At 75.3% G+C, this 23,569-nt stretch carries 18 protein-coding genes; 13 read left to right on the forward strand and 5 right to left on the reverse strand.

What is annotated here, in order from left to right; all coding sequences use genetic code 11:
- A complete protein-coding gene (locus E1O70_RS11610) occupies positions 1–303 on the reverse strand; it encodes a DUF1905 domain-containing protein (protein ID WP_061266762.1) in 303 nt (100 codons plus the stop codon).
- Between the two features lie 91 nt (positions 304–394).
- Between E1O70_RS11610 and ku the strand changes: the two genes are divergently transcribed.
- Together ku and E1O70_RS11620 are read left to right on the forward strand one after the other, a co-directional pair.
- Positions 395–1,453, forward strand: coding sequence for a non-homologous end joining protein Ku (ku, locus tag E1O70_RS11615; protein ID WP_061266761.1), 1,059 nt, complete (start codon positions 395–397; stop codon positions 1,451–1,453).
- 126 nt (positions 1,454–1,579) lie between these two features.
- Positions 1,580–2,032, forward strand: coding sequence for a VOC family protein (locus E1O70_RS11620; RefSeq protein ID WP_043654330.1), 453 nt, complete (start codon positions 1,580–1,582; stop codon positions 2,030–2,032).
- Positions 2,033–2,410: 378 nt separating this feature from the next.
- Here E1O70_RS11620 and E1O70_RS11625 read toward each other — a convergent pair whose 3' ends face one another.
- Positions 2,411–3,055, reverse strand: a complete 645-nt coding sequence (locus E1O70_RS11625) for a TetR/AcrR family transcriptional regulator (protein ID WP_240696679.1) — start codon at positions 3,053–3,055, stop codon at positions 2,411–2,413.
- A gap of 226 nt (positions 3,056–3,281) precedes the next feature.
- Between E1O70_RS11625 and E1O70_RS11630 the strand changes: the two genes are divergently transcribed.
- From E1O70_RS11630 to E1O70_RS11655, 6 genes are all read left to right on the forward strand, one after another.
- Complete coding sequence (locus E1O70_RS11630; RefSeq protein ID WP_240696680.1) at positions 3,282–4,841, forward strand: MFS transporter; 1,560 nt, start codon at positions 3,282–3,284, stop codon at positions 4,839–4,841.
- Between the two features lie 97 nt (positions 4,842–4,938).
- Positions 4,939–6,849 carry a metallophosphoesterase family protein gene (locus E1O70_RS11635; RefSeq protein WP_128957477.1) on the forward strand — a complete coding sequence of 637 codons (1,911 nt, stop codon included), beginning with the start codon at positions 4,939–4,941 and terminating at the stop codon, positions 6,847–6,849.
- Positions 6,850–6,903: 54 nt separating this feature from the next.
- Positions 6,904–7,608 carry a YceI family protein gene (locus tag E1O70_RS11640; RefSeq protein WP_061266760.1) on the forward strand — a complete coding sequence of 235 codons (705 nt, stop codon included), beginning with the start codon at positions 6,904–6,906 and terminating at the stop codon, positions 7,606–7,608.
- Positions 7,609–7,642: 34 nt separating this feature from the next.
- Positions 7,643–8,371, forward strand: a complete 729-nt coding sequence (locus tag E1O70_RS11645) for a metal-dependent transcriptional regulator (protein WP_061266759.1) — start codon at positions 7,643–7,645, stop codon at positions 8,369–8,371.
- 115 nt (positions 8,372–8,486) lie between these two features.
- Positions 8,487–9,782: an MFS transporter gene (locus E1O70_RS11650; RefSeq protein ID WP_082774207.1), complete on the forward strand. Its 1,296-nt coding sequence runs from the start codon at positions 8,487–8,489 to the stop codon at positions 9,780–9,782.
- Between the two features lie 147 nt (positions 9,783–9,929).
- On the forward strand, positions 9,930–10,586 hold the full coding sequence (locus tag E1O70_RS11655; protein WP_240696681.1) for a vitamin K epoxide reductase family protein: 657 nt from the start codon (positions 9,930–9,932) through the stop codon (positions 10,584–10,586).
- Positions 10,587–10,619: 33 nt separating this feature from the next.
- On the opposite strand, the gene E1O70_RS11660 is transcribed toward E1O70_RS11655, so the two are convergent.
- On the reverse strand, positions 10,620–11,066 hold the full coding sequence (locus tag E1O70_RS11660; RefSeq protein WP_051876945.1) for a YbjQ family protein: 447 nt from the start codon (positions 11,064–11,066) through the stop codon (positions 10,620–10,622).
- A gap of 67 nt (positions 11,067–11,133) precedes the next feature.
- Here E1O70_RS11660 and leuS point away from each other — a divergent pair, with 67 nt between their 5' ends.
- Positions 11,134–14,133 carry a leucine--tRNA ligase gene (leuS, locus tag E1O70_RS11665; protein ID WP_370670900.1) on the forward strand — a complete coding sequence of 1,000 codons (3,000 nt, stop codon included), beginning with the start codon at positions 11,134–11,136 and terminating at the stop codon, positions 14,131–14,133.
- Between the two features lie 67 nt (positions 14,134–14,200).
- Here the strand turns inward: leuS and E1O70_RS11670 are convergent, their stop codons facing one another.
- Positions 14,201–15,106 (reverse strand): hypothetical protein, encoded by a 906-nt coding sequence (locus E1O70_RS11670; protein WP_061266758.1) that lies wholly within the window; start codon positions 15,104–15,106, stop codon positions 14,201–14,203.
- Between the two features lie 144 nt (positions 15,107–15,250).
- Complete coding sequence (locus tag E1O70_RS11675; RefSeq protein ID WP_061266757.1) at positions 15,251–17,131, reverse strand: helicase HerA-like domain-containing protein; 1,881 nt, start codon at positions 17,129–17,131, stop codon at positions 15,251–15,253.
- 84 nt (positions 17,132–17,215) lie between these two features.
- Between E1O70_RS11675 and E1O70_RS11680 the strand changes: the two genes are divergently transcribed.
- The 4 genes from E1O70_RS11680 (at position 17,216) to holA (ending at position 23,468) form a co-directional block, all read left to right on the forward strand.
- Positions 17,216–18,097, forward strand: a complete 882-nt coding sequence (locus E1O70_RS11680) for a DegV family protein (RefSeq protein ID WP_061266756.1) — start codon at positions 17,216–17,218, stop codon at positions 18,095–18,097.
- 128 nt (positions 18,098–18,225) lie between these two features.
- Complete coding sequence (locus E1O70_RS20435; RefSeq protein ID WP_061266755.1) at positions 18,226–19,542, forward strand: helix-hairpin-helix domain-containing protein; 1,317 nt, start codon at positions 18,226–18,228, stop codon at positions 19,540–19,542.
- The gene (locus E1O70_RS11690) at positions 19,539–22,253 is read left to right on the forward strand and encodes a ComEC/Rec2 family competence protein (RefSeq protein WP_061266754.1); all 2,715 of its coding nucleotides are present in this window, start codon (positions 19,539–19,541) and stop codon (positions 22,251–22,253) included. Before E1O70_RS20435 ends, E1O70_RS11690 begins: the two co-directional genes overlap by 4 nt.
- A gap of 204 nt (positions 22,254–22,457) precedes the next feature.
- The gene (gene holA / locus E1O70_RS11695; RefSeq protein WP_061266753.1) at positions 22,458–23,468 is read left to right on the forward strand and encodes a DNA polymerase III subunit delta; all 1,011 of its coding nucleotides are present in this window, start codon (positions 22,458–22,460) and stop codon (positions 23,466–23,468) included.
- The last annotated feature ends 101 nt before the right edge of the window (positions 23,469–23,569 follow it).

Here is a 23,569-nt window from a genome sequence, read left to right on the forward strand (position 1 = left end):
TCAGACCAGCGTCTCGACGCCGATCCGCACCCGGTCGCCGACGTCGACGCCCTCGGCGCGGCGGACCGCGGCCTTGATCGGCACGACGAACGTCATGCGCTGCGCGTCGGGGAACACCGACGTGGACCAGCGCTGCGCCCCGAGCGTCACCTCGACCTTGACCGAGCCGAACCCCGCGGGCGGCAGCGGCAGCTCCGCGATCTCGTCGCTCACGTCCTCCGGGAGCGCGGCGAACACCCAGCTGTCGGTGCGCGCCTCCCACCGCCACAGCTCGGCCTCGAACTCGAACCTCGTCCCCGCCACCCGTCCATGGTGCCGCGGGCCACCCACACGCGGGTGCCGACGTCGCGCCGTATCCCTCGCGGGCGGGCGCCGGTGACGCCACCATGGACGGATGAGGGCCATCTGGAAGGGCGCCATCACGTTCGGCCTCGTCAACGTGCCGGTCAAGGTGTACTCCGCGACGGAGGACCACGACGTCCCGCTGCACCAGGTCCACGACAAGGACGGCGGCCGCATCCGCTACCGGCGCGTGTGCGAGATCGACGGCGAGGTCGTGCCGTACGAGCACATCGACAAGGCGTACGACGACGGCGAGCGCACCGTCGTGCTGACGAGCGAGGACTTCGCCGCGCTCCCCGCCGAGCGCAGCCGCGAGATCGAGGTCGTGGAGTTCGTGCCGAGCGAGCAGATCGACCCGCTCCTGCTCGACCGCAGCTACTACCTGGAGCCCGACTCGAAGTCCAACAAGGCGTACGTGCTCATGCGGCGCACGCTCGAGGAGACCGACCGGACGGCGATCGTGAAGTTCGCGCTCCGCCAGCGCACGCGGCTCGCGGCGCTGCGCGTGCGGGACGACGTGCTCGTGCTCCAGACGCTGCTGTGGGCCGACGAGGTGCGCGAGGCCGCGTTCCCCTCGCTCGACGACGAGGCGAGGGTGACCGACAAGGAGCTCGCCATGTCGGCGCAGCTCGTCGCGAGCTTCGAGGCGGACTTCACGCCGGAGGAGTACGAGGACGACTACCAGGCGCAGCTCCGCCAGCTCATCGAGGCCAAGCTCGAGCAGGGCGACGCGCTCGACACCGCCGAGACCTTCGGCGAGCAGCCGGAGGAGAGCGAGGGCGCGGAGGTCATCGACCTCATGGAGGCGCTGCGCAAGTCGGTCGCGTCGTCCAAGAGCTCGCGCGCGAGCGGGGGGAAGGCCTCAGGTTCAGGCTCAGGTTCACGGTCCGGGTCGGGCTCCGGGTCGACCGGGAAGTCCGGTTCCGGCCGCGCGAGCTCGTCGTCGGGCAAGGGGTCGAGCGGTTCCCGGTCGACGAGCGCGAGCAAGAGCTCGGGCACGAAGGAGAAGGCGGCGTCGAAGCCGGCCGCGAAGAAGAGCACGAGCCGCGCCGCCTCCACGAAGGAGAAGTCCACCACCTCGAAGACGACCCGGAAGAAGGCGTCCGCCTAGCACCGGGCGGCGGGCGGGCGCGCACCGCGCGATCCCGGGCGGGTGCGATGAGTTCCGCGCCCGGCGCCCGTCGGAACGGGTGGGCGGTCGACCGGCCGCCCGCGAGGCCCTGCGAAGGAGACGACGATGCGTGCGATCGTGCCGAGCCTGTGGTTCGACGGCAACCTCGAGGAGGCCATCACGTTCTACTCGAGCGTCTTCCCCGACGCGAAGGTGGGCGACGTGTTCCGCCAGCCCGACGGCACCGCCGTGTCGGCGGACTTCGAGCTCGCCGGCCAGCGGTTCGACGCCATCAACGGCGGTCCGCAGTTCCCCTTCACCGAGGCGGTGTCGTTCGTCGTCGAGTGCGAGTCCCAGGACGAGGTCGACGAGTACTGGGCGGCGCTCACCGACGGTGGCCAGGAGTCGCAGTGCGGCTGGCTCAAGGACCGGTTCGGGCTGTCGTGGCAGGTCGTGCCGCTCGAGTTCCTCGCGATGCTGCAGGACCCCGACCCGGCGCGCGTGCAGCGCGTCGTCGACGTGATGATGACGCAGTCCAAGCTCGACCTGGTGCCGTTGCGCGCCGCCTACGAGGGCTGAGCCGGCGCGGAGAGGCCGAACCCGCCAGGTCCAGGCGGTGACGTGCCTGTACCCGAGCGCCTGCTCGCGCGGGACCGACGAGCATCTCGGCGAGGGCGAGGAAGTGACGGACGATCCCGTGCTGTCCGTGCTCGAGGACGAGCGACGTCGCCTCGGTGTGGTGCACGCCGGAAGGGTTGGACGCAGCGATCACGACGTTCGCGTCGGCGACGATCACTCGTCCCAGCCCGCCCGGACGTCGTCGAGGTAGTCGGCCGCCGCGTAGTGCTCCGAGACCGTCGTGAGCGCCGCCACCGCCCGGCGATGCTCGGCCTCGGCGACGTCGTCCTCGTGCTCGAGGGTTTGGGCGTCGGGGCTCCGAGGTGCTCGTCGGCACGGTCAGGATCTCTGGCGTTGCGCCGCCCCGCCCGGGCGTCGCAGCGCGACGAGCTCGCCGATGAGGCCGAGGAGGTCGTCCACGTCGTCGCCGGGGCGGGGACCGCGGAAGGCGAGGTCCTCGCCCGGAGTGCCGTCGCCGTCGTCCCCCTCGTCGCCGCCCGTGACGCGGCCGAGCACGTCGCTGCTCAGCGCGGCGTGCGCGTAGAGGCCGTCGCTGAGCAGGACGATCGCGTGGGCGACGACGGGGTCGCCGACCTCGTCGAGCACGGCGCGGGTCCACGCGTCGTGCGCGCCGTCGAGCGCAGCACGGGAGCGCGGGTACGACCCCTGCGCGAGCCGGGACACGGCGAGGTAGACGAGCTCGAACTCCGTGTCGACGAGCGTCGAGGTGCGGATGAGGTAGTCGACGGCCCCCGCGGGGGCGGCGCGCATGGCCTCCACGTCGGCGGCGGTGAGCTCCCGGAGGTGCTCGGTGAGGCCGTCGGCGAGCGCGTCCTTGGAGCCGAAGTGGTAGAGCAGCCCGCCCTTGGACACCCCGGCGCGCTCGGCGACCGCCTCGAGCGTGGCGGCGCGCTCGCCCTGCTCGACGAGCAGGGACGCGAACGCCCGCAGGACCTTGGCGCGAGCAGCGGGGGGCGGCGGCATGGCACCGAGGGTAGTCGGCCCGTGCGGACCCGCAGGCCGGTGAACCGCGAGCCCGCGGCCGGTGCGGGGGCGCCGGTCGGGGGGAGGCGGCGCGGTGCGCAGCGTCACAGGCGCGGGTGGGATGACGGTGGCGTGTCTCGTCGTTACTATACCGTCTGGACGGTCTGGAAGTTCGGCGCCACCGCGTCGCCCCGGCCGCCCGGAAGACGTGGAAGGACCCCTCGCCGTGACGACCCCCGTGACGACGACCCCGACCGGGACCACCGCCCAGCACGAGCCCGCGACGCGTGGACCCGCGCGCGGCGCCGCCGGCCGCTGGTTCGCGCTCGCCGTGCTCATGCTCCCGGTGCTGCTCGTGTCGGTCGACAACACCGTGCTCAGCTTCGCGCTGCCCCAGATCTCCGAGTCGCTGCGCCCCACCGGGACGCAGCTGCTGTGGATCATCGACATCTACCCGCTCGTGCTCGCCGGCCTGCTCGTGCCGATGGGCTCGTTCGCCGACCGCGTCGGCCGCCGTCGGCTGCTCCTCACCGGTGCGGTGGGCTTCGCCGCCGTCTCCGTGGTCGCGGCCTACGCGCCCAGCGCCGGAGCGCTCGTCGCGTCGCGCGCCGCGCTCGGCTTCTTCGGCGCCATGCTCATGCCGTCGACGCTCTCGATCCTGCGCAACGTCTTCACCGACCGCGAGGAGCGCCGGCTCGCCATCGCCGTCTGGGCCGCCGGGTTCGCGGCCGGGTCCGCGCTCGGGCCGATCGTCGGCGGCTTCCTCCTCGAGCACTTCTGGTGGGGCTCGGTCTTCCTCCTCGCCGTCCCGGTGCTCGTGCTGCTGCTCGCGCTCGCGCCGTTCTTCGTGCCCGAGTCGCGCGACCCCGCGCCGGGCCGGATCGACGTCCTGTCGATCGTGCTCGTCATGGCGACCATGACCCCGGTCGTCTACGGCATCAAGACCTTCGCGAAGTCCGGCCCGAGCGTGGTCGCGCTCGCGAGCGTCGCCGTCGGGCTCGCCGCGGGCGTGCTGTTCGTGCGCCGTCAGCTCCACCGGTCCGACCCCATGATCGACGTGCGCCTCTTCACGCGCGGTGCCTTCAGCGGCGCGGTGCTCGTCAACCTGCTGTCCGTGTTCTCGCTCGTCGGCTTCCTGTTCTTCGTGTCGCAGGACGTCCAGCTCGTGCTCGGGCTCGGCCCGATGCAGGCGGGCGTCGCGCTCCTGCCGGGGCTGGTCGTCATGATCGTCGCCGGGCTCGGCGTCGTCCGGGTGGTGCGGCGCGTGCGCCCGGCGCACGTCGTCGCCGTCGCGCTGCTGTTCTCCGCGACGGGCTACGCGATCGTCGCCGCGGGCGCCGGGCAGAGCACGCTCGCGCTGCTCATGGTGGCGTTCGTCGTGCTCTCCCTCGGCGTGGGCGCGGCCGAGACCGTGTCGAACGACCTCATCGTGTCGTCCGTCCCCGCCGCGAAGGCGGGTGCCGCGTCCGCGATCTCCGAGACCGCGTACGAGGTGGGGGCCGTGCTCGGCACGGCGGTCCTGGGGAGCATCCTCACGGCGTCGTACCACGCGAACGTCGTCGTCCCGCAGGGCGTCCCCGCGGCCGACGCCGTCGCCGCGGCCGAGACGCTCGGCGGCGCGACCCAGGTCGCCTCGACCCTGCCCGCCGGGCAGGCGCAGGCGCTGCTCGACTCCGCGCACGCCGCGTTCGGCAGCGGCGTCGGCACGACGTCGCTCATCGGCGTGGTGCTCATGCTCGTCGCCGCGGGCGTGGCGCTCGTCACGCTGCGGGGCGCGAAGTCCTGACGACGCGCTGCCCCGCGCGCCCCGCCGCACCCTCGCGGCGGGGCGCGCGGCGCTCGCGGTTGGCGACGAGAGCCGCGATCCGCGAGGCTGTGCGGTGATGAGCCGTCCGCACCGCACCCCGCCCCGCTGGGTCCGCTGGACCCTCGGCATCCTGCTCGCCCTCGTGCCGTGCGTCGTGTGGGGGGTCACGACGGCGACGGCCGAGCGCAGCCTCGGTCCGCACGAGGCGCTGTACGAGGTCACGACGAACGGCCTCGTCACCGTCGACCTCGGCCCGCTCGGGACGATCCAGATCGACTCGCCGCTGCCGCTCGGCCTGGGCGCCGACGTCACGGTCGAGGAGATCCCCGCCGACCTCACGGCCGTCGGGCAGGCGGACACGCTGGAGGGCCTGTCCCAGGACCTCGAGGACTACCTCCGCTTCTTCGGCGGCCCGCAGGAGACGATCGGCTCCGTCGCGCGCGCCCTCGTCGTCGACGCGCTGCGCCGCACGGGGTTCGCGATCCTCGTCGTCGCGGCCGCCGGTGCGGGTCTCTACCTCCTGCTCGGCCCGCCGCGCCGACGCGAGCTCAGCGAGCGGGTCGCGCCGCGCACGTACGAGATCACGGCGGGCGTCGTGCTCGTCTCGCTCGTCGGGGCGTCGCTCGTCGCGAGCGACCCGGGCACGACGGCCGGGCCGTCCCAGCGCGCGTCGGCGGTGTTCGACGGGACCCCGCTCGAGGGCGCGCGCATCACCGGCCGGCTCGCGGGCGTCGTCGACACCTACGGCGCGATGCTCATCGACCTCTACCGCGAGAACGAGGACTTCTACGCGCGCGCGGACGCCCACCTCGTCGCGGCCTGGGACCGGCGCGACCGGATCCAGCGCCTCACCGCGCCGCGTCCCGCCGCGGCGGGCACGTCCGACGACCGGGCCTCCGACGAGCCGTCCGACGGCGCGTCCTCCGACGCCCCCGACGCGACGGGCGACGCCCCGGACGCGACGGAGGGGACGACGTCGGGCACGGACGACGGGACCGACACGGGAGCCGACGAGCCCGGCGCGCCCGACGACGGCTTCGACGCCGAGACCGACAGCGAGGCCGACACCGAGTCGGGCGACGAGCCGACGTCGCGGCCCGCCCCCGCGGCGGAGGAGGACCTCGTCACGCTCCTCGTGGTGAGCGACCTGCACTGCAACACCGGCATGGCCCCGCTCATCCGGACCGCGGTGGAGCGGTCGGGGGCGTCGGTCGTCCTCAACGCCGGCGACACCACGATGAACGGCACGGCCGTCGAGTCGTTCTGCGTCGACTCGTTCGCCTCCGCGGTGCCGAAGGGCGTGACGATGGTCGTCGCCGACGGCAACCACGACAGCGTCGAGACCTCGGCGCAGGAGCGCGCGAACGGCCAGACCGTCCTGGACGGCAAGGTCGTCGAGGTCGAGGGGATCCGCATCCTCGGCGACCGCGACCCGCTCGAGACGCGGCTCGGGCTCGGCAGCCAGCCGCCCCGCGAGGAGACGCCGGAGGAGTACGCGGCCCGGCTGACCGAGGTCGCGTGCGCCGAGCAGGCGGACGGCGACCCGATCGACCTCCTCCTCATCCACACGCCCCGCATGGGGAACGAGGCGATCGACTCCGGCTGCGTCCCGAACCAGGTCTCCGGGCACATGCACACCCGGTCCGGTCCGGAGCGGACGGGCGGGGGCGTCCGGTACGTCAGCGGGAGCACCGCGGGCGCGGTCAAGGACCAGCTCCGCATCGGCCCGCTCAAGGGCACCGCGGAGATGACGGTGCTGCGCTTCGACCCCGAGCGGCGGCGCATCGTCGACTGGCAGCTCGTGCAGATCGGGACGGACGAGTCCGCGAAGGTCTGGCCGCGGATCGCGTGGCCCACGCCGTCGGGCGAGCCGGTCGTCGGGGAGCCCGACGAGGACGGCACCGAGGTCGGCACCGAGAGCGACGTGCCCGACGGCGAGGCGCCCGTCGACGCCCCGGCCGGGGGTGAACCCGCGGGCGAGGGTTGAGCCGCTGCGCGTCGGTGCTCGCCGCGCGCTGCGCGGCACGGCAGGATGGGGCGTATGAGCAGGTCGACGCGCTGGATCGTCGTGTCGGTGGTCCTCGCGCTCGTCGTGGTGCTCCTCGCCCCGTTCGTGTACTCGGAGGTGCAGGAGGGCCGCACCCCGCCCCCGCTGGGTCTGCAGTCGCCGGGGGAGGAGACGGCGTCCGCGGCCCCGGCCGCGCCCGGTCCCTTCGACGTGGACGGCGAGTGGGTCGTCGCGCCGGGCTCCGAGGCGGGCTTCCGCGCGGACGTCCTCGACGTCCCGGCGGACGAGGCGGTGCTCCTCGGCACCACGCCGGACGTCACCGGCACGCTGCGCGTCGCGGACGGCGAGCTGCAGACCGCGACGGTGACCGTCGCGACGACCGCGCTCCGGACCGGGTCGTCCGTGGCGGACCGCCAGCTCCAGCAGGCGCTCGAGACGGACCTGTACCCGACCACGCTCTTCTCGCTCACGTCGCCGCTCGACGTGAGCGAGCTCACGGCCACCGACGAGACGGTCCGGCTCCAGGCCGCGGGCGCGCTGACGATCCGCGACGAGACCCAGGCCGTGACGGTCGCGCTCGACGTGCAGCGGTCGGGCCAGGGGGTGCTCGCGACCGGGGCGATCGGCGTGCGCTTCTCCGACTTCGGCATCGCGGTGCCGCCCGACGCGCCCGTGCAGGTGCGCGACGAGGGGACGGTCGAGGTGCGGCTCGAGCTCGTCCGGTCCGCGACCCCCTGAGCCCCCGCCGGACGCCGTGACCTAGGGTGGTCGGGTGGACCACCCGACCGACCTGACGCCCGTCGCCCAGGACTACCTCAAGGTCGTCTGGGCCGCCCAGGAGTGGGCGGACGAGCGCGTGACGACGAAGCTCCTCGCCGAGCGCATCGGCGTCGGGGCCTCGACCGTCTCCGAGACGGTCCGGCGGCTCAGCGCCCAGGGTCTGCTCGAGCACGCGCCGTACGGCGCGATCACGCTCACCGAGCGCGGCCGCAGCCTCGCGCTCGCGATGGTGCGCCGCCACCGGCTCCTCGAGACGTACCTCGTGTCCGAGCTCGGCTACGGGTGGGACGAGGTCCACGACGAGGCGGAGGTGCTCGAGCACGCGGTCTCCGACCTGCTCATCGAGCGCATCGACGCGCGCCTCGGGCACCCCACGCGCGACCCGCACGGCGACCCGATCCCCGGCGCCGACGGGACCGTCGTCCGCCCGCCCGCGGTCCCGCTCGCGGAGCTCGTCGTCGGCGACCGCGGCACGGTGGTGCGGATCTCCGACGCCGACCCCGACGTGCTGCGCTACCTCGCCGAGATCGGCGTCGGCCTCGACACGGGCGTCGAGGTCCGCGAGCGCCGCGAGTACGCGGGCATCCTCTCGGTCGTCTGGTCGCCGCCGGCGGAGGGCGTCGAGCCGGTGCCGGAAGGCCGCCCGGCGGCGCCCGCCCAGCTCGGTCTGCGCGCGGCGGACCACGTGTGGGTCGTGCGCGCCGAGCCCGTCTCCGCCTAGACTGGTCGCCTGCCCTTCTTCTCGTCGCCGATGTCGCCGACCGGGCTCGAATCGATTCGACAACTCCGCTCCGAGCCGCTCGCCCGACCATCCCGACCGACGCACGAGGACACTCATGACCGACGCCACCCCGTCCGCACCGCCGTCGGACGCCCCTGAGCCGCGCGACGCCGGCTGCTTGCGCGACGCCGGCCGCCCGCGCGGCGCCGGGCCCGCGCTGCTCGCGCTCGCGATGGGCGGCTTCACCATCGGGACGACCGAGTTCGCGACCATGGGGCTCCTGTCCGACATCGCGACCGACCTCGGCACGTCCATCCCGACCGCCGGCCACGCGATCACGGCCTACGCCGTCGGGGTCGTCGTCGGTGCGCCGCTGCTCACCGTCGCCGCGGCACGCGTGCCGCGCAAGACGCTCCTCCTCGCGCTCATGGCGTTCTACACGCTCGGGAACCTCTTCTCCGCCACGGCGGGGAGCATCGAGACCCTCGTCGCCGGGCGCTTCCTCGCCGGGCTGCCGCACGGCGCGTTCTTCGGCGTCGGGGCGGCGGTGGGCGCGGCCGTCGCGGGTCCGGGCCGCCGGGGCCGCGCCGTCGCGACGATGATGGCGGGCCTGACGATCGCGAACGTCGTCGGTGTCCCTCTCTCCACGTTCGCCGGGCAGCAGCTCGGCTGGCGGGCCGCGTTCGTCGTGGTCGGGGCGCTCGGGCTCGTGACGCTCCTGGCGCTGTGGCGGCTGATCCCCGCCGGGGCGGGCAACGAGGACACGAGCGTGCGGCGCGAGCTCGGCGCCCTGCGCAACGGCCCGCTGTGGACGGGGTTCGTCGGCGCCGCGATCGGGTTCGGCGGCATGTTCGCCGTGTACTCCTACGTCGAGCCGACCGTCACGCGCGTCACCGGGCTCGCGTCCGGCGCGGTGCCGCTCGTGCTCGCGATCTTCGGCGTCGGCATGACCGTCGGGACGGTGCTCGGCGGCCGGCTCGCCGACCGCTCGGTGATGCGCACCGTGTACCTCGGGTTCGTGTCGACCGGGGCGATGCTCGCCCTCTTCGCGCTCACCGGGCAGCACCCCGTCCCGGCCGTGCTGTCGCTGTTCCTCCTCGGCGTCACGTCGCAGATCCTCGGCCTGTCGCTCCAGACGCGGCTCATGGACCTGTCGCCGTCGGCGCCGTCGCTCGGTGCGGCGCTGTGCCACTCCGCGCTCAACGTCGGCAACGCCAACGGGGCGTTCCTCGGCGGGCTCGTCATCGCCGCCGGCTGGGGCTACCTCGCGCCCGCCTGGACGGGCGTCGTGCTCACCGTGGCCGGCCTCACCATCATCCTCGTCGCCGGTCGCCGCCCCGCGGGCGTCGTGGTCGCCACGCTGCCCGACGACGCGCACGCGCCGTCGGCGGCCGTCGCGCCGCCGCGGTAGCCCGGCGACCGACCGAGGTGGCGCCCGTGCGGTGGTCCGGTGTCTCCCAGCCAGGTCCCAGCGGGGCGCGGTAGGTTGTGCCGTGCGCGCACCGCCGTGCGCGCCGTCACGTCCGGCGGGAGCCGGTGACCCACGAGGAGCGTCCCCGTGAGCAAGAGCGCCACCGCCGGTGCGAACGTGTCCGCCGGGCCCGACGACGAGCTGCTGCCCGCGTCCGGCCCCCGCCCGATCAGGCCGCGCACGATGGGCTGGCTGCTCGTCGTGCTGGGCGCGATCGGCCTCGCCGGCTCGGCGGCGCTCGCGATCGAGAAGTACCTCAAGCTCGCCGACCCGGGTCACGTCGCCTCGTGCAGCGTCAACGCCCTGCTCGACTGTGGCGACGCGATGGACTCGTGGCAGGGCGCGCTCCTGGGCTTCCCCAACCCATTGCTCGGGATCGCGGCGTTCCCCGTGGTGATCACCACGGGCGTGGTCCTGCTGGCGGGCGCCCGCCTGCCGCGCTGGTACTGGCTCGCACTCCTCGGCGGGACGACGCTCGGCATGGGCCTGATCGTCTTCCTCATGTGGACGACGATGTACGCGATCTCCGCGATGTGCCCCTACTGCATGGTCGTGTGGTTCGCCATGATCCCGCTGTTCTGGTACCAGGTGGTCCACGCCGTGCAGGAGGGCTACCTGCCCGCGGGCGAGGGCGTGCGCCGCACCCTCGTCCGCAACCGGAACCTGTTCCTGGCGATCGCCTACGTCGCGCTCGTCGCGTGGATCGTGCTGGTCAAGGGCCCGATCATCGTCTCGCTGTTCTGACCGGCGCCGCCGCGCCGGTGGTGCCGTGTCGCGTCAGCGCCAGGCCGGCTGGTCCGGCGCGGCGTCCTGCGGGTAGCCGTGGCCGCCCGGCTGCGGGGGAGCGGACGGCCCACCCTGGGCCTGGTGGGCGGACTGCGCCGTCGCGCCGGGCTGGCCCGCGGCGAGCGGGCTGACGACGACGGCCGTGCCGTACGCGCACACCTCCGAGAACGACGCCGCGATCTCGCCCGTGTCGAAGCGCATCCCGACGACGGCGTTGGCCCCGCGGCGCTGCGCCTCCTGCACCATGCGGTGCATGACCTCCTGGCGCGACTCGTAGACGAGCTGCGTGTACTCCTTGACCTCTCCGCCCCCGATCGAGCGGAAGGACGCGACGAAGTTCGCCCCGAGGTTGGCGCTGCGCACGGTCATGCCCATGACCTCGCCGAGCACCGCGTCGATACGGTAGCCGGGCACGTCGTTGGTCGTCACGATGATCACGCCGCACATCCTCGCACGGGCCGGACGGCCGCCGTCGGGCCGTGCGACGGCCGGTAAACTCGGCCGGGTGACCACGCCTGACACGACCTCGATCCCGCACGCCCCGGACGTCCCCGCCGCGGGCGGCCCCGCCCACCGCTACACGCCGGCGCTCGCGGAGCAGATCGAGCTCAAGTGGCAGGAGCTCTGGGAGCAGCGCGGCACGTTCTGGGCCGCGAACCCCACGGGCGACCTGACGGACGGCGAGGGCGACGGCCCCGAGGGCGCGAGCCCGTACTTCATCATGGACATGTTCCCGTACCCGTCGGGCGCGGGCCTGCACGTGGGGCACCCCCTGGGGTACATCGCGACGGACGTCGTGGGCCGGTTCCGGCGCATGCGCGGCGAGAACGTGCTGCACGCCCTCGGCTACGACGCGTTCGGCCTGCCCGCCGAGCAGTACGCGGTGCAGACGGGTCAGCACCCGCGCGTGACCACCGAGGCGAACATCGCCAACATGCGCCGGCAGCTGCGCCGCCTCGGGCTCGCGCACGACTCGCGCCGCACGTTCGCGACGATCGACCCCGAGTACGTGCGCTGGACGCAGTGGATCTTCCTGCAGATCTTCGACTCCTGGTACGACCCCGAGGCCCTGCGCCCCGACGGTGGTCGTGGCCGCGCGCGCCGCATCGCCGAGCTCGAGGCCGAGCTCGCGTCCGGTGCCCGGCCGGTGCCGGGCGGCGTCGAGGGCGTCGAGGAGGGGGCCGACTGGGCGACCCTCACGCCCCAGCAGCGCCGCGCCGTCGTCGACGCGCAGCGCCTCGCGTACGTGGACGAGTCGCCCGTGAACTGGGCCCCCGGCCTGGGCACGGTCCTCGCGAACGAGGAGGTCACCGCTGACGGCCGCTCGGAGCGCGGGAACTTCCCCGTGTTCCAGCGCAGCCTGCGCCAGTGGAAGATGCGCATCACCGCGTACGCCGACCGCCTCGCGGACGACCTGGACCTCATCGACTGGCCCGAGAAGGTCACGGCGATGCAGCGCAACTGGATCGGTCGCAGCGAGGGCGCGCTCGTGCGGTTCGCCGTGCTCGGCACGCCCGACGGGGTGAACGACGCCGCGGCGGAGTCCGGCGCGGAGGTCGAGGTCTTCACGACGCGCCCCGACACGCTGTTCGGCGCGACGTTCATGGTCGTCTCGCCCGAGCACCCGCTGCTCGACGAGGTCCCGGCGCACTGGCCGGACGGCACGTCGAGCGCGTGGACGGGCGGGCACCGCTCGCCGGTCGAGGCCGTCGCGGCGTACCGCCGCGAGGCCGCCGCGAAGACCGCTGTCGAGCGCCAGGCCGACGCCGGCAAGAAGACGGGCGTGTTCACGGGGCACCTCGCGGTGAACCCCGTGAACGGCCAGGCGATCCCGGTCTTCACCGCCGACTACGTGCTCATGGGCTACGGCACGGGCGCGATCATGGCCGTCCCCGGCGGCGACGAGCGCGACTTCGCGTTCGCCGAGGCGTTCGGGCTGCCGGTCGTGCGCACGGTCGAGCCCGCGGACGGGCTGCCGGAGGACTTCACGGGCCCGTACACGGGCGACGGCGTGGTCGTCGGCTCGGCGAACGACGAGATCTCGCTCGACGGGCTCGACGTGCCCGAGGCGAAGCGCCGCATCACCGAGTGGCTCGTGGGCAAGGGCATCGGCGAGGGCACGACGACGTACCGCCTGCGCGACTGGCTGTTCAGCCGCCAGCGCTACTGGGGCGAGCCGTTCCCCATCGTCTGGGACGAGAACGACCAGCCCGTCGCGATCCCCGACGCGCTCCTGCCCGTCGACCTGCCGGACGTCCCCGACTACGCGCCCCGCACGTTCGACGCGGACGACGCCGACTCGTCGCCCGAGGCGCCCCTGGGCCGCAACGACGAGTGGGTCAACGTCACGCTCGACCTCGGCGACGGGCCGAAGCAGTACCGCCGCGACACGAACACGATGCCCAACTGGGCCGGGTCGTGCTGGTACTACCTCCGCTACCTCGACCCGCAGTGGGACGGCGGCGACCAGGACACGGTCGTCGACCCCGAGCTCGAGCGCTACTGGATGGGCCCGGAGCACAACCCGAGCGCGGGCCGCGCCGGGGGCGTGGACCTGTATGTCGGCGGTGTCGAGCACGCCGTGCTGCACCTGCTCTACGCGCGGTTCTGGCACAAGGTCCTCTACGACCTGGGTCACGTGTCGAGCGTCGAGCCGTTCCACAAGCTGTTCAACCAGGGCTACGTCCAGGCGTACGCCTTCACCGACGCGCGCGGCCAGTACGTGCCCGCCACCGAGGTCACGGAGGAGCCCGCGCCCGACGGCTCGGGCGAGGTCGTGTACCGCTGGAACGGCGAGGTCGTGCAGCGCGAGTACGGGAAGATGGGCAAGTCGCTCAAGAACGTCGTCACGCCCGACGAGATGTACGCCGAGTACGGCGCCGACACGTTCCGCGTGTACGAGATGTCGATGGGCCCGCTCGACCTGTCGCGCCCGTGGGAGACGCGCGCCGTCGTCGGGTCGCAGCGGTTCCTGCAGCGCCTGTGGCGCAACGTCGTCTCCGAGGAGACGGGCGAGGTGACGGTCGTCGACGAGCCGGCGTCGCCCGAGACGCTGCGCGCCGTGCACCGGGCGATCGCCGACGTCCGCGTCGAGATGGAGCACATGCGCCCCAACACGGCCATCGCGAAGCTCATCACGCTGAACAACCACCTCACGGCGCTCGACCGCGTGCCGCGCGAGGCCGTCGAGCCGCTCGTGCTCATGACCGCGCCCGTCGCGCCGCACATCGCGGAGGAGCTGTGGGAGCGCCTGGGCCACGAGCGCTCGCTCGCGCACGAGCCCTTCCCGACGGCGGACGAGCGCTACCTCGTCGAGGACACCGTGACGTGCATCGTGCAGGTCAAGGGCAAGGTCCGCGGCCGGCTCGAGGTGCCGCCGTCGATCTCGGAGGAGGACCTCACGGCCGCCGCGCTCGCCGAGCCGAACGTCGTGCGCGCGATCGACGGCGCCGAGGTCCGCAAGGTGATCGTCCGCGCCCCGAAGCTGGTCAACATCGTCGTCTGACGACCCGACTCGCTGAGTGCATGAAATCGTCGCGTGCCGGGCGCTCGGACGCGACGATTTCATGCACTCACGGGTAGCCCGGTGCCAGACGGCGTCGTCGCGCCTCGCGGACCCGGCGCACCAGGCGCTCGGGGAAGCGGAGCACGTCGTCGGCCGTCGCCGTGACGATGATCCAGCCGGCGTCCTCGAGCCGCTGGCGCCGCTCGACGTCCCGTCGCCACGTCGCGGGGTCGGTCCGGTGCACGTCGCCGTCGTACTCGATCGCGATGCGCAGCCGCGGGTAGGAGAGGTCGGGGAGAGCGAGGAAGCGGCCGGCGTCGTCGCGTGCCGGGACGTTCACGTGCGGGCACGGCAGACCGGCCTGGACCAGGAGGAGCCGGGTGCGCGTCTCCATGCTGGAGTCCGTCCCCGGCCGGACGAGGTCGATCGCCTCACGGCACCGCGCGATGCCGCGCATCTTGAACGTCGCGTCCGTCAGTCTCCGGAGCTCTCGGACGGTCGTCGCCGGGGCGTACCGCCGCGTCATCGCGTCCGCGAGCACGACGACGTCGTCCGGCGGCAGGGTGTGCGCGAGGTGGAGCCAGGTCTGGGCCGCGGACGTGACGAGGAGCCCGTGGGCGGTGGTCAGGGTCAGGGCGGACTGACCGCAGTAGTGCGCGACGACGTTCGACCGCTGGGGGCGTTGCCGTCGCTGCGGCGCGACGACGTGGACGCGGTCGTCGTCGGTCAGGCGCCAGGGAACCTCGACACCGAGCAGACGCAGCGCGGTGACGTGGCTGAACGCGGTGCCTGCCGGGAGGACGCGGGCCGCGGCGGTGCAGAGGTCGACGACGGACCTGAGGCTCCCGCGCGGGACGCGCACCCCGGCGAACGGAGCCTCGAACGAAGGGCTGCGCAGCGACGCCGGCGTCATGCCGAACGTCTGCGCCGTGCGCGTGCGGAAGGGGCCGGACGGGCTGGAGACGGTCACCATGCGCACCGAGCGTGCCCGCGCCGCCGCGGAGAGGAAACCGGCGCGCGCGAAGCTGTGGACAGCCCCGCCGTGAGTGCATGAAACAGTCGCGCTGAACCGGTTGCGGCGCGACTGTTTCATGCACTCAGCGGGAGGGGTGGGGGGTCAGCGGCGGCGGGTGCCGAAGATGGTGCGGGTGAGCTCGCGCCCGAGCTGGGTGCCCGCCGAGCGGAGGAACGAGTCGAGCGGGCTCGACGACCGCGACCGGGAGGACCCGGACGAGCGCGAGCGCCCCGTCGCGGCCTCGCGCTCGAGCTTCGCCCGCATCTTCTCCAGCTCGGCCTGCTCCTTCTTCGCCGCACGCTCGGCCTCCTGGGCGGCCTGCTTCGCCGCCTTCTCCTGCGCGGCCGCCTCGGCCTCGGCCGCGTCGGCGGCGGCGCGTGCCGCCGCCTGCTCCTGGACGCGCACCTGGAGGAGCTCGAACGCGGACTCGGCGTCGACGGCGGTGCCGTACCGGGCCGTCGCGGGCGAGGCCGCCACGATGCCGTCGAGCACGGACGCCGGGGCGGGGTCCATCGACGACTGCGGCGCACGGACCCGTGTCCACGCCACCGGGGCGGGCGCGCCCTTCTCGGTGAGCACCGTGACGACGGCCTCGCCCGTCCCGAGCGACTGCAGCAGCCGTTCGAGGTCGTACGGCGACGTGGGGTAGGTGCGCACCGCCGCTCGCAGGGCCGCGGCGTCGTCCGGCGTGAAAGCGCGCAGCGCGTGCTGGACGCGGTTCCCGAGCTGCGCGAGCACGTCGGCGGGGACGTCCTTCGGGCTCTGCGTCACGAAGAACACGCCGACGCCCTTGGACCGCACGAGGCGCACCGTCTGCACCACCTGCTGGAGGAACTCCTTCGACGCGCCGGTGAACAGCAGGTGCGCCTCGTCGAAGAAGAACACGAGCCGCGGCTTCTCGACGTCGCCCACCTCGGGCAGCTCCTGGAAGAGGTCGGCGAGCAGCCACATGAGGAAGGTCGAGAACAGCGCCGGACGGTCCTGCACCGCGGGGAGCTCGAGCGCCGAGACGACGCCCCGCCCGTCGGGCGTCGTGCGCAGCAGCTCCGACGTCGCGAACGCCGGCTCGCCGAAGAACACGTCCGCGCCCTGCGCCTGGAGCGCGACGATCTCGCGCAGGATCACGCCGGCCGTCGCGCCCGACACGCCGCCGATGCCCCGGAGCTCGGCCTTGCCCTCGTCGGACGTCAGGTACGCGATGGTGGCCTGGAGGTCCTTGAGGTCCAGCAGCGCGAGGCCCTGCGCGTCGGCCCAGTGGAAGATGAGCCCGAGGCTCGACTCCTGCGTCTCGTTGAGGCCGAGCACCTTGGCGAGCAGGAGCGGGCCGAAGTCCGCGACCGTCGTCCGGATCGGCACCCCGGTGCCGAGGCCGCCGAGCGAGTACACCTCGACGGGGTACGCCGTCGGGCTCCACTCCTGGCCGATCGACGCCGCGCGCTCCACGATCTTCGCGGACGACGTGCCCGGCACGGCGAGCCCCGACAGGTCGCCCTTGACGTCGGCGAGGAACACGGGGACGCCCGCCGCAGACAGGCCCTCCGCCATGCCCTGGAGCGTCTTCGTCTTGCCGGTGCCCGTCGCGCCCGCCACGAGCCCGTGCCGGTTGAGCATCGAGAGCGCGAACCCGACCTGGACGTCGGCGCGGGGGGACGGGTCGCCGCCCTCCGTACCCTCCAGCAGCGCGCCGAGCGGGAGCGTGCCGCCGGCGTACGCGTAGCCCGCCGCGACCTGCGCGGCGTACCCGCCCGCGGGGGACGCCGCGTCCGGGGCGGGGTCGGTCGGCTCCGGCAGGGGCGGTGCGTCCGTCGCCGCCGTGCCGGCCGGGGAGGCCTCGCCCGAGGGAGCCCCGGCGGCCGCCTCGGCGGCTTCGAGCGCCGCCCGGGCCGCCGCGGCACGCGCCTCGGCTGCTTCTGCGGCGGCCTGCGCGGCGGCGGCGCGCAGGGCGGCGAGCTCGGACGGGGACGGTGGGGCGTCGTCGGCCATGCTCGGATCGTAGGGTCGGGGCAGCGGGGGCGCAGCCGGGCCGGGATGCGCAGGGCGGCGAGCACGCCGTAAGGTGGCGCGGCCATGACCGACCACCGCGTGCACGTCGTCACCGACTCCACGGCCTCCCTGCCCGCCGGGCCCGACGAGCGGCTGCGCGCCGTCCCCCTGCACGTGGTCGTCGACGACGAGTCGTACCTGGAGGGCGTCGGCCTCACCGCCGAGGACGTCGCGGCGCACCTCCAGGCCGGCCACCGGGTGACCACCTCGCAGCCGACGCCACGGGCGTTCGGCGAGGCGTATGCCGCGGCAGCTGCCGCGGGCGCACGGGAGATCGTCTCCGTCCACCTCTCGGGGGCGCTGTCGGGCACGGTGCACGCGGCGGCGCTCGCGGCCGCGGACGCGCCGGTCCCCGTGCGCGTCGTGGACTCGCGGACCGTCGCGATGGGGCTCGGATTCGCCGCGCGCGAGGCCGCGGCGGCAGCGGCTGCCGGAGCCGGGACGGACGTGGTCGCGCGGCGGGCGATCGAGGTCGCCGACGCGAGCCGTGCCGTCTTCCTCGTCGACTCGCTCGACCACCTGCGCCGCGGCGGCCGTCTCAGCGCGGCCTCGGCCGCGCTCGGGACGGTGCTCGGTGTCCGCCCGCTGCTGGCGGTGCGTGACGGCAGGATCGACGTCGTGCAGAAGGTCCGGACCCGGTCCGCCGCCGTCGAGCGGCTCACGACGGTCGCCGTGGAGTCCGCGGGTCGCCGCGCGCGGCCCGCGCTCGCGGTCCACCACGTCGGGGACGACGACGGCGCCGACCGGCTCGCCGTGGCGCTCACCGAACGCACCGGTCTTGACGTCGTCGTGACGCCGGTGAGCGCAGTGCTCGGGGCGCACGTCGGCCCGGGCGTGCTCGCCGTCGTGGTCGCGGACCTTGCCGACCGCGGCTCCGGGGTGGGAGACCTCTCGACGACGACCTGACGACCTGAGGTGCTGACGGCGCGGACCGCAGGTACGTGGCCGTGCACAGCCGGGCATCCCGTCGTCCCCTCCACAGCCCGGCCCGAGGGGCCGGCAGTGCGCGGCGACCCCGCCCTAGCGTCCACGGCGTGAGCACACCTCGGCACGAGCCCCGCCAGCACGCCCGCCCCGGCCGCGACCCCGGGAGCGACGGCGCCGTCGTCCGGCAACGCCTGCGGGCGGTCGCCGGCTCCGGGCGGCCTTCCCTGGCCTGGCACCCGGCGACCGCCGCGCTGCCCCGGGTCGAGCCGCCGGAGACGAGCCCGGTGCGAGGCGAGCGGTGGTCGTGGGAGCCGCGCGAGGCGGTGGGCGTCCCTGCGCCGGACGTCCCTGCGCCGGACGTCGTCCCGTCCTGGCACCGGCGTCCCGGAGCGTCGAGCGACCCCGGGTCGTCGTCCGGCGCCGACGGCTGGCTGCCGTCGCGGCCGGAGCCGGAGGAGCGTGCGCCGTCCGTGCCGTCTCTGCCGTCCCGGCCGTCCGGGGTGCCGGAGGCTGGCGAGGCCGTCGGTCCCGCCGCCCCCCGGGAGACGGCGCGGTCCGACGACGAGGCGCCCGCCGCCACCGTGGACGGAGAGGCGGACGGAGAGGTGGATGGCCTGCGGCGGCGCGCGGCGCAGACGGCGGCGAGCGCGTACACGGCAGCGCACGGGCACCCGACGGCGCACTCCGGGTTCGGCGACCTCGCCGAGGAGGGCGGCAGGCGGTGGGCGCTGCGGCCGCGGACCGCGGTCACCGCGCTCGTCGTGGTGCTGTTCGTCGCGGTCGGCGTCGCCGTGCTGCGGGCGCCGGCCGGGGGCGTCGAGCCCGTGGCGCGCGTGGACGCCCCCGCCGCGGCAACGGCGGCCGGTGACGGCGCCCCGGCCGGTTCGGACGCGCCGCCCGCCGCGGCGGGTGGTGCCGCCGCCGACGGCGAGGGGGAGGCCGCTCCCGGTCCTGGCGCAGCAGCGGCGGGGACACCGGACGGGGTCGTCGTGCACGTCGTCGGGCAGGTGGCGGCGCCGGGCCTGGTGACCGTCGCGACGGACGCCCGCGTCGCCGACGCGCTCGACGCGGCCGGGGGAGCGACGCCCGACGCCGACCTCGCCGCGCTCAACCTCGCGCGCACCGTGACCGACGGCGAGCAGATCCACGTCCCCCGCCCCGGGGAGGCGGTCGCCGCACCACCGCCCGCCTCCCCGGGGGCAGCCGCCACCGGTGGCGGGGGCGCGGGTGGGGCGGTCGTCGACCTCAACGCCGCCGACGCCGCCGCCCTCGACACGCTGCCCGGCATCGGTCCCGTGCTCGCCGAGCGCATCGTCGCGTGGCGCGACGAGAACGGGCCGTTCACCGCGGTCGACGAGCTCGGCGAGGTCAGCGGCATCGGCCCTGCCGTGCTCGAGGACGTGCGCGACCTCGTGCGCGTGTGACCGACCTCCGGCTCGTCCCCGCGGCGCTCGCGGCCTGGGCCACCGCGTTCGTCGCCGTCGGTGCGTCGGCAGCGGACACGCTGCACGCGGCGCGTGCCACGGCCGTCGCGCTGTGCTGCGTGCTCGTCGCCGGCCTCGTCGCCCTGCGTCGCGGGGCGACCTTCCCCGGGCCCGACGCGGGCCTCGGCGGGGGCGTCGTGACCGTGCCCTCCGGCCCGGCGACCGGAGCGGGCCCCTGTCGGTCGGGCGGACCGCGGCTCGGCGCACCCGTCCGGCCACGGGCCGGTCGGCCGGTCGGGCCGCGGGCCGGGTCGTCGGTCGGCGTGCGCGTGCTCGGGCAGGTGGCGCTCGTCCTCGCGTGCGTGGCCGCTGTCCTCCTCTCGGGCGGGGTCCAGCTCGCCGCGCGGGCTCCGCTCGCCTCGCTGGCCGACGAGCGCGCGACGGCGACCCTCGCCGGGACGGTGCGCTCCGCCGTCGAGCCGCGGACCGACCCGTGGTCGGGGTCGGCCGACCGGCACGAGGTGCGGGTGGCGGTCGACCAGGTCACCGCACGCGGCGCGACCGTCCCGGCGGCGGGGCCCGTCGTCGTGTCGGGGCGCGGCGACGGGTGGACCGACCTCGCGTACGGGGCGGCCGTCGTGGTCACCGGCCGGCTCGACGTGCAGGGGGACCGGACTTTCCTGCGCACGGACGGCGCGCCACGCGTCGTCGACGACCCCGGGCGGTTCCTCCGGGGCGTGCACGCCATGCGGCAGGGCCTGCTCGACGTGACGGACGGGCTCAGCCCGCAGGCTCGCGGGCTCGTGCCGGGGGTGGCCGTGGGAGACACCTCGCGGCTGGACCCCGAGCTCGACGAGGCGATGCGCACCACGTCGCTGACGCACGTCACGGCCGTGTCCGGCGGCCACTTCGTCATCGTCGTCGCGTGCGTCGCGGCGCTGTGCGTCGTGCTGCGCGCGCCGCGAGCCGTCCGCGTCGTCGTCACGGGCGCGGCGATGGTCGGGTTCGTCGCGCTGGTCCACCCGGAGCCGAGCGTGCTGCGGGCGGCGGCGATGGGGGTGGTCGGCGTGCTCGGCATCGCGCTCGGGCGACCGTCCCGCGCGGTGGCGGCGCTCGGGGCCGCGGTGGTCGTGCTCCTGGTCGTCGACCCGTGGCTGGCGCGGTCGTACGGCTTCGTCCTCTCCGTCGCTGCGACGGCCGGGCTGGCCCTGCTCACGGCGCCGATCGCCCGCCGGCTGGCACCGTGGTGCGGACGGACCGCTGCGCACGTCCTCGCCGTCCCGGTGGCAGCGCAGGCGGCGTGCGCCCCGATCGTCGTTCTGCTCGACCCGAGCGTGAGCACGTGGTCCGTCCCGGCGAACCTCCTGGCCGCACCGGCGCTCGGTCCGGCGACGGTGCTCGGCGTCCTCGCGACGCTCGTCGCGCCGTGGTGGCCCGGTGCCGCGACCGCGCTCGCCTGGACGGCGGGGCTCTTCACGGGCTGGATCGCGGGCGTCGCCCAGGTCTTCGCGGCCGCGCCCGGCGCGCGGGTGCCTTGGCCGGGAGGTGTCGGAGGAGCCGCGCTGCTCGCCGCGCTGACTGCCGTCGGGCTCGCCGTGGTCCTCCGCTCGCGCGCCCTGCAGGACGCGGGGGAGCGCCGCATGCTGCGTCGCGCGACGTCGCCGTCCCTGCGGGTGCGCCTCGCCGGGGAGTGGCGTCGCGCCACCTGGTCGTCACGCCTCGGCGCCGGGCCGTTCGGACGGGCCGACGGCGCGCACCCCGCCCCCGCTCCGCGGGCGAGAGCCCGGTCCCGTGCGCGCCTCGCGGCCGTGGTCGTCGTGGTCCTGGCGGTGCCCGTCCTGCTCGTCGTGGTGTTCCGGCCGCTCGGTGTGACCGCGGGGCCGGTCCCCGCGGACTGGGCGGTCGTGGCGTGCGACGTCGGGCAGGGCGACGCGCTCGTCGTGCGCTCGGGCCCGCGCGCCGCGGTGGTCGTCGACGTCGGCCCCGCGGGCCCCGCGGCAGGGTCGTGCCTCGACGACCTCGGGGTCGAGCGGGTCGACCTGCTCGTCCTCAGCCACTTCCACGCGGACCACGTCGGCGGCCTGGAGGCGGTGCTCCGCGGCCGGGAGGTCGAGCGCGCGCTCGTGAGCCCGACGGCGGAGCCCGCGGCGCAGGCCGAGCGCGTGCTCGGGGACCTCGCGGACGCGGGCGTCCCGGTACAGGTCGCGCGGCCCGGGGAGACGGTCGCGGCGGGCTCAGTCGGCGCTGCGGGCGCTGGGGGCACCGCGGGCGTTGCGGGTGCCGGGGGATCCGGCGAGAGTGTCGGCGACGGCGCCTCGTGGGAGGTGCTGCAGGCCGGACCGGGTGACGCGAACGACGCGAGCGTGGCGCTCCTCGTCCGGGTGGCGGGACTGGACGTCGTCGCGCTGGGCGACCTGGAGGACGCGGGGCAGGCGGCGCTCGCGCGGACCCTGGGCGAGCGGGGCACGGGACCGGTCGACGTCGTCAAGGTCGCGCACCACGGCTCGGCCACCCAGTCCGACCGGCTCGCGCAGGTCCTGGCACCGACGGTGGCGCTCGTCAGCTCGGGCGAGAACACCTACGGCCACCCCACCGACCGGGCGCTCGACCTTCACCGCGGGGTGGGCGCCACGGTGCTCCGGACCGACGCGTGCGGCACCGTGGCGCTCGTCGTGCGCGACGACGTCCTCTCCGCCGCGGGATGCGGGTGACCGCGCCCGAGCGTGCCCCCGCACGGGCACCCGGGCACCCGAGCGGCCGAGCACCCGGTGCCCCGGTGCCCCGGTGGCAGGGCGCCCCTGACGCCCGGGTGTCGTCGGTGCGGCGTCGCCGGAACTCCTGCGAGAGTCGCGGACCGCAGCCTCGGGGCGCGTCGGCCGGCACCGCCGGTGGGCGGCTCGTGGCAGGCTTGGGCCATGCCCGCGCCGACCCGCACCGCCCGTCCGTCCGCCGGCCCGTCCCTCGCGTGGGACGACGTCCGGCTCGCGCCCGTGGTGCTCGTCCAGGGGCCCGAGTCGCTCCTCGCGGAGCGTGCCGTCGACGCGATCGTCGACCTGGCGCGCGAGCGCGACCCCGAGGTCGAGAAGGTGACGATCCAGGCCGCGACGTACCAGGCCGGGATGCTCACGGTGGCGGCGAGCCCGTCGCTGTTCGGCGAGGCGAAGGTGGTCGTCGTCGAGGGCGCCGAGTCCGCGACGGACGCGCTCGTCGCCGACGTCGTGGACTACGTGCCGGTCGCCGACCCGGCGACGACGGTCGTCGTCGTGCACGGGGGCGGCGTGCGCGGCAAGCGCATGCTCGACGCGATCAAGGGCAGCGGCGCCCCGGTCGTCGCGGTCGAGGCGATCAAGAAGGACTCCGACAAGGTGGCGTTCGTCAACGCCGAGTTCCGCAGGGCGCGTCGACGCATCGACGCGTCGGGCGTGCGGGCTCTCGTCGAGGCACTCGGCAACGACCTGCGGGAGCTGGCGGCCGCCTGCAGCCAGCTCGTCACGGACACCGACGGCACCGTGAGCGAGGCCGTGGTGGACCGGTACTACGGCGGCCGGGTCGAGGCGACCGGGTTCCGGGTCGCGGACGCCGCGGTCGCCGGGAACGCGGGGGAGGCCGTGGCGCTCCTGCGGCACGCGCTCGCGACGGGCGCGGACCCGGTGCCGCTCGTCGCGGCCCTGGCGATGAAGCTCCGCGCCCTCGCGAAGGTCGGCGCGATGCGTGGCCGTGGCGGGGTGGCGGCCAAGGACCTGGGGCTCGCGCCCTGGCAGGTCGACCGCGCGCGCCGCGAGCTCGCGGGCTGGACCCCGGAGGGGCTCGCGACCGCGATCAGCGCCGTCGCGCAGGCCGACGCCGAGGTCAAGGGCGCGGGGCGTGACCCGGTGTTCGCCGTCGAGCGGGCCGTGCTGACGATCGCGCGGGCCCACGGCCGCTGACCAGGCAGCCGCCCGCCCGGGCCCCGGGCTCGGGGTCCGGGCTCGGCACGGCGTCGACGGCGGCGGGCTCCGACCGGGCACCCGGCCCGGCGCGGCGCCGA

The sequence above is a fragment of the Cellulosimicrobium funkei genome (genome assembly GCF_004519295.1).
Lineage (GTDB): Bacteria > Actinomycetota > Actinomycetes > Actinomycetales > Cellulomonadaceae > Cellulosimicrobium > Cellulosimicrobium funkei.